We start from the raw sequence: 6,466 nt of genomic DNA, 5'->3' as shown, positions 1-6,466 counted from the left end.
GTAGTTCATTGAACGGTAGCAGTGAACCAGGTTCAGCTTAACCTTAGGGGTCAGTTCCATCTCAGCGATGGTGCCGTCACCAGACCACTGAGACACAACGCGCAGACCGATCTCTTCCAGCAGGATACGGGAAGACCAGGCATCACCACCGATGTTGTAGTCACCGATAATAGCCACGTCATACGCAGTTCTCTCGAAGCTATCGTCATCGTCGCGTTTATCCAGCGCCCAGTCACGTACCGCATCGTTAGCGATGTGATGGCCCAGTGACTGAGACACACCACGGAAGCCTTCACAACGGACAGGCACCACGGTTTTACCGGTTGCCGCAGTCGCTTTCTTCGCAACCGCTTCGATGTCATCACCGATCAGCCCGATAGGACACTCAGACTGAATGGATACACCCTTGTTCAGCGGGAACAGTGTTTCCACCTCTTCCAGAAGTTTTGACAGCTTCTTGTCGCCACCGAATACAATGTCTTTCTCCTGAAAATCGGAGGTAAAGTTCATGGTAACGAAAGCGTTGATGCCGGTGGTACCGATATAGTAGTTACGGCGACCGTTACGGGAGTACTGACCACAACCAACAGGACCGTGAGAGATATGGATCATATCCTTGATAGGGCCCCAAACCACACCTTTAGAACCTGCATAGGCACAACCACGAACGGTCATCACACCTGGCAGAGACTTCTTGTTGGAGGTGATACATTTTTTAGACTGCTCAACTTCGTGATCGTTAACAGCAAGGTGTTTTTCACGATCTTTCTTAGCTTTAGCAGGATAGACTTCCAGCACTTCCTGAATAAGCGCTTCGGTCTCGTCGCGTGACATGGTAGACATATTCTGTCTCCTTTACATTAAGGGTTGCGGGTAGAAGCTAATCCGCTCCATACCCGTCAATAGCAAAACCACGACTCAGAAAAGTGAATTACTCTTCTGAAGCGGTTTTACCGATAATGCTTTCGTCTTCTTCATCCATCAGACCGAAGTCCATCAACAGATCTTCCAGCGCATCCATTGTGATTGGCGTAGGAATAACGAACTTCTCGTTATCGATGATCTTCTGTGCCAGTTGACGGTACTCGTCAGCCTGCTTAGCTTTTGGATCGTATTCGATAACCGTCATACGGCGAATCTCAGCACGCTGTACGACGTTGTCGCGGGGAACGAAGTGGATCATCTGAGTGCCCAGCTGACGTGCCAGCTCCATAATCAGTTCGTCTTCACGAGCTGTGTTACGGCTGTTACAGATCAGACCAGCCAGACGTACGCTACCGGAGTTAGCGTATTTCACGATACCTTTAGAGATGTTGTTAGCAGCGTACATCGCCATCATCTCACCAGAACAAACAATGTAGATTTCCTGAGCTTTGTTTTCGCGGATTGGCATCGCGAAACCACCACATACCACGTCACCCAGTACGTCGTAGAAAACAAAGTCCAGATCTTCTTCGTAGGCGCCTTCCTCTTCGAGGAAGTTGATAGCGGTGATAACACCACGACCAGCACAACCAACACCTGGCTCAGGACCACCGGACTCAACACACTTAATGTCGCCGTAACCGGCTTTAAGCACATCTTCCAGTTCCAGATCTTCTACAGTACCTGCCTCAGCAGCCATCTCCATGATGGTATTCTGCGCTTTAGAATGCAGAATCAATCGAGTAGAATCCGCTTTAGGGTCGCATCCTACGATCATTACTTTCTTACCTAATTCAGCCAGAGCTGCTACCAGGTTCTGGGTAGTAGTCGACTTACCGATGCCGCCTTTTCCGTAGATTGCACATTGACGCATAGCCATAATCTTGCTCCTCAGCGTTAGAACTTAGATTGCCTGAGCCAGACAAAAAGCACCTGACTCGAAAACTCACATCCACTGTTGCGAAACTTGTACCAACCGACCAAAAAACATTTAATTTATTGATTTATAAGAACTTAAATAAAATTAAGGCGCTACAGTCTTTGTTCTAATACTGTGAAAGTAACAACAATTGGCGGATTTACTGTTGTAATGCCAACAATAAAAATAGGGTTTTGTCAGACTCTGTTATGTCAGATTTAAAACATTCACCATCAACAGACACTCAGATAAAAGAAACAACAGCGGCTAAAATTCACTAAGCCCCCCGGTTTTATAACGTCAGAGTAAAAAACATCACTCAAACAACCCGGCTCAGCCTCACTGAAAGCCCACGGTTTCCCTGCTGGCCTGACAATTGCAGTAGCTCTGGTTAACTCAATTTCTCTTCATCAGGCTCTGTATCTGTTGCACATATAAATACAGAGCAAAGAGATTCAATTAATCAGCCACGGGTGAACATTATGTACAGTGAATTAATAGACGGACTTAAATCGGGAAAGATTGTCCCCTACCTCGGGGCAGGCGCGCTTGCAGATGTAACTAATGTCGAAGACCACACACCGATGCCTGCCGACAGTGACAGTCTGATTCTGGCGATGAACGGTGGTCAGCCGATGGCCCCGCGTCTGATGTATGAATTCCCACGCGCGGCGATGAACCTGGAAAACAAAAAGGGCCGCAGTTTTATCACGCGCTTTTTTAATGACACCTACCTGAATAAAAAATGGACCACCGCCAGACTCCATCAATGGCTGGCTGATATAAACCCAGGCTGGGTGGTGGATATAAACCGGGACACCCAGTTAATCGATCTCTATCAAAACCGTCAGCACATCCTGATACAGGGTCTCTCCCGCGTAGCAGGCACAGACTACCGCTATAAGATATTTAACTTTGATGGTGAAACATACACCGAGATCGATCAGAGCAAAGTAATGGCCGGCCTGCCTATTCTCTTTAAGCCGCTGGGCTGTCCTGTACCCGAAGCCAACTTCATCGCCTCCGATGCCGACTTTGTTGATTACATTACCGAACTGATGGGTGGTTTCGCCGTACCAGAATTTATTAAACTCTACCGGCAGAACAAACAGTACCTGTTTCTCGGCATGCGCTTCACCCGGGATACGGAGCGGATGGTAATGGGTGACATCATCTACGCCGCCGATAGTGAACAGGCGGGCTGGGTATTCATTGAAGAACCGACCGATAAAGAACGCCGCTTCTGTAAACTGAAGAAGATTCAGATTATCGAAGCGCCCTGGGAAAGCTTTCTTGAAGCTGCCGTGGGCGAAACTGAACTGGCCTGACAGATGATCCCAACCCGGTAAATAAATCTGTGTGATCAACTTCAGTGTTCTCTGTGCAAATCTGCTTCGTGCATATAATGATTCACCACAGAGGACACTGAGGGCACAGAGGGCACAGAGGGCACAGAGATAAAGCTCGTTTATTTACGCTGCCCTTAGCTTACAGATTCATCTGCTTTGAGAGACTCCAGCAACTCACTTTCATCAATAGTGCCAGTAATTTTCTCGTCAAGAATGGATTACTGCTGCGTTTAGATCAATGACTCTGACCCTTTGATTGACCTTTTGATTCGACTGAACTCGCTGTCGGCGAAAGTGAGCTGATGATCCATGAGATATCTCTGAGAAGGTTGCATCATGGATTATCTCAAGAGGAGGAGCTTATTCGCAACTTCCCTAGCAGGGCCCTCAAATCTTGCCGAGACCACTCAAATTCTGGTCCCATATTGCAGGCTCCTAATTGCTCTAAATCATCTAAAATTTCTCTAGGAAAATCGCCAAGCCCATCCAGTCTAGTTTTGTACGCCCAGTCAGCAAGAGCGTCAAAATCAATATCCCCGTTCTCTCCCAAAAGCTTCTCTAACTGAAGCGTGTCAACATTGCTCACCATATTCTTATTTACCTTCCAGTTCTTTTTTAGTAAGTGGATAGTGCTGTGAATCAACCACCTGCCCATCAATCAATTTAGGATGAACCCGATTAGCAGCCCCATCATGATCATAAGATTCATAGTATTGCCGCACTCTTCCAGTTTCTGGTTGATACTCCGTCACTAAAGAAGCCCCTCGTGTTGACCCAGGGTTACGGGCAGGAACCTCTGACCCATAATAAATAACTCTCCCATCCTTCAACGTTTCCGTCCTAGCTGCTGTCTGTTGTGCATCTTGTAACACTCGGAGATTTCTATTCAGAGAAACAGGAGCATGCGGCACACTCGTAGCTGATAAATCTAACCCATTTTCAAATGTTCCTTGAGGTAAAAACTTATCTAATCCGGAGACACTATTGTCAGGAACAACACTCTGCCCTCCCATCGTACCATCATTACCATTCCCCTCAACCCGCTTAGGCTCTGACAATTTCTGGGCTTTAGGACGCTGAATTTCAAATCTCTCAGGCTTGTTACTCAGCTTGCTGACGATGCGTTTTAAAAGTTCAGACTTTTTCAGAGCTTTACCAAGACTGACTAATAATCTGCCCAGTTTTTTGAAGAGCACCTGTCCCGCCCTGGCAACGATAACTGTCCCTCCAACACCTGTTGCAGCTGTCAGTACGACGGTCAGAATCGTATCTATTACCGTAGGGGCCAGTGACTCGGCAAGTTCGATGCTATCTTGGGCAAGAACATAGTTTTTTGAAAACTCCGTCAGTGCGTCTCGTGTAGGACCATCCTCATATACAAAGTTGGCAATTTCATAGGCTTCTGCCAACTGTTCTTTTTTGATCTGTAAAGGATCAAAACCTAAGGCTTTTAGAAAGTCCTCGTGTTGCTGGTCACTATAGCTTTTAAGGAATGTTTCCTGCCATGTGGATTCAGGTCCGGCCTGGCTGGCAGCATAGGATGCTTGCAATGCTCTGCTTAAGTTCCCAGCAGGTGTAACTAGTCTGGCCGTAGCATTAAGTGCCTCGGCCGTATCTTTTGCCCAGTTCCACACCCCCCACATCATTGCGCCGGTATGCACCACAACATTTTCAGCAATACCCATCTGATCTTGCAATGACTGATGCATTACCGCTTCGGCTTTTTCTTGCTCAATGATGGCGGTGAGGGTTTCCTGAATCGAGGTACGAAGCTCTGATGTGTCATCCTCCTCAGGTTTCAGCTGTGCTTTATAACTGGCGGAGGGAGCCCCCTCGACGACCAGGTGACCATCGGCGGGCAGGAAACACCGCTGCACTACACCATTATCAAAGGTCAGTAGTATGGGGATTTCACCCACTGACTGGCCATTATCCCAGACACACTGAAGGTCAACCACATACTCTTTATCTTTTGCTTTTTTGTCTTCGCCCAACAGATATCTGTTGTTGACTGCGATGCTGTCGGCAAAACTCATTGGAGCTTCTGTGACTATATCTGGGGTACTCACACTGCCACTACTGAAACTACTGCGTTTCAACGCCTCTTCTATGGTGGTGCGAAACATCAGTGATTCCCGTTCTAACCCGGATGTTTGCAGCTCACCATTTCGCTGACTGACAACCGGTGCCGTAACCATGCGGGCATCATCCAGCAGCAGTATCAACTGGCCGGTACGGATAGCGTTTTGCAGCGATGAAGGGAAAGGTAAGCGTCTGTTGTGGCGGGTATGCCGGGATACCGGGTCAAAACGAAGAAGTCTGGAGCGTTCAAACTCATTGGCCCACATTCGTTGGGCAGTATTCAGAGCATTCTGTGGTCGGAGAACATAGGGGAGTTTTTCGGCAGTCAGATCGCTGCCACTACATAACCGAGCCCTGTCCATAGGGTGTAACATACTCACTGTCCTTGTGAGGGTGATTTTTGAGGAGTGAAGAAGATAACCGATTTGAGGTTAAAGTAAAATCATTCTGCCACAGTTTATAACAATTTTGCCGGTGAGATCTCCATTTACAAAGTCCAGGCCCAATCCATAAATGGCTCATCATTGTTGATTCTGGATCATTGACTCTGACCCTTTGATCGCACAGACCCTTTGATCGCAACCCTTAGCATCACCTTTGAGTACAGCGGTAAAAAGCTACCTGATTCTGAAGATTCACCACAGAGAACACCGAGGGCACAGAGATAAAGCGATCACGGATGGTTGGCTAAGCACTAAAAGGCTCAAAACCTTTAAAAGGGATTCCAAAGTCTACAGGTCAAATCCCCCATGCGCTCCCTTCTCTGTGCATAAGTCCTCCCTTGCAGCGCTTTCTTTATAGAAGCCTCTTTGCCTCGCCATCTTTGAGAGAAACGCACGACTCTAAACTTTTCAGTTATGCCGATCTGTGTAATTATTAATGCTCCATGGAACAGTCACCCGCCTGATCAGGGATATGGTGTCTCGTTCCCACGCTCCCGCGTGGGAATGCATAAGGAATATGCATAATGGGTAGAAGCCGCTACAAAATAACCGAACCTCAGCAACCACATTTCGTCACCCTGACGGTGTTGCACTGGATTCCGGTGTTCACACGCCCTGACACCGTCAATGTTCTGCTCGATGCCCTGCGCTTTTTTAATAAAGATGGCCTCAAAGTTTATGCCTGGGTGATTTTAGAAAACCACTGTCACCTTATTTCTTCAAAGCAATGCACTGGATCATGACATAGC

At 47.4% G+C, this 6,466-nt stretch carries 6 protein-coding genes; 2 read left to right on the top strand and 4 right to left on the bottom strand.

Going from position 1 to position 6,466, the window contains the following annotated elements:
* Both ACQY8X_RS20405 and nifH read right to left on the bottom strand, forming a co-directional pair.
* Positions 1–843, bottom strand: an 843-nt coding sequence (locus tag ACQY8X_RS20405) for a nitrogenase component 1 (RefSeq protein WP_428036971.1), incomplete at its 3' end; no start/stop codon positions are given.
* An 88-nt stretch (positions 844–931) separates the two neighbouring features.
* The gene (gene nifH / locus ACQY8X_RS20400; protein WP_428036970.1) at positions 932–1,804 is read right to left on the bottom strand and encodes a nitrogenase iron protein; all 873 of its coding nucleotides are present in this window, start codon (positions 1,802–1,804) and stop codon (positions 932–934) included.
* Positions 1,805–2,325: 521 nt separating this feature from the next.
* Here nifH and ACQY8X_RS20395 point away from each other — a divergent pair.
* Complete coding sequence (locus ACQY8X_RS20395) at positions 2,326–3,171, top strand: SIR2 family protein (protein WP_428036969.1); 846 nt, start codon at positions 2,326–2,328, stop codon at positions 3,169–3,171.
* 367 nt (positions 3,172–3,538) lie between these two features.
* On the opposite strand, the gene ACQY8X_RS20390 is transcribed toward ACQY8X_RS20395, so the two are convergent.
* The gene (locus ACQY8X_RS20390) at positions 3,539–3,781 is read right to left on the bottom strand and encodes a hypothetical protein (protein WP_428036968.1); all 243 of its coding nucleotides are present in this window, start codon (positions 3,779–3,781) and stop codon (positions 3,539–3,541) included.
* Positions 3,782–3,785: 4 nt separating this feature from the next.
* Positions 3,786–5,648, bottom strand: a complete 1,863-nt coding sequence (locus ACQY8X_RS20385) for a hypothetical protein (protein ID WP_428036967.1) — start codon at positions 5,646–5,648, stop codon at positions 3,786–3,788.
* 593 nt (positions 5,649–6,241) lie between these two features.
* Between ACQY8X_RS20385 and ACQY8X_RS20380 the strand changes: the two genes are divergently transcribed.
* Complete coding sequence (locus tag ACQY8X_RS20380; RefSeq protein WP_428036966.1) at positions 6,242–6,460, top strand: hypothetical protein; 219 nt, start codon at positions 6,242–6,244, stop codon at positions 6,458–6,460.
* The last annotated feature ends 6 nt before the right edge of the window (positions 6,461–6,466 follow it).

The sequence above is a fragment of the Amphritea sp. genome, assembly GCF_050300915.1.
Lineage (GTDB): Bacteria > Pseudomonadota > Gammaproteobacteria > Pseudomonadales > Balneatricaceae > Amphritea.
The sequence above is the reverse complement of the archived record's forward strand: the minus strand, read 5'-3'. Positions and strand labels throughout refer to the sequence as shown.

Coding starts and splice junctions, on each gene's coding strand:
- nifH (WP_428036970.1), bottom strand. CDS start 1,804: ATGGCTATGCGTCAATGTGCAATCTACGGAAAAGGCGGCATCGGTAAG.
- ACQY8X_RS20395 (WP_428036969.1), top strand. CDS start 2,326: ATGTACAGTGAATTAATAGACGGACTTAAATCGGGAAAGATTGTCCCC.
- ACQY8X_RS20390 (WP_428036968.1), bottom strand. CDS start 3,781: ATGGTGAGCAATGTTGACACGCTTCAGTTAGAGAAGCTTTTGGGAGAG.
- ACQY8X_RS20385 (WP_428036967.1), bottom strand. CDS start 5,648: ATGTTACACCCTATGGACAGGGCTCGGTTATGTAGTGGCAGCGATCTG.
- ACQY8X_RS20380 (WP_428036966.1), top strand. CDS start 6,242: ATGGGTAGAAGCCGCTACAAAATAACCGAACCTCAGCAACCACATTTC.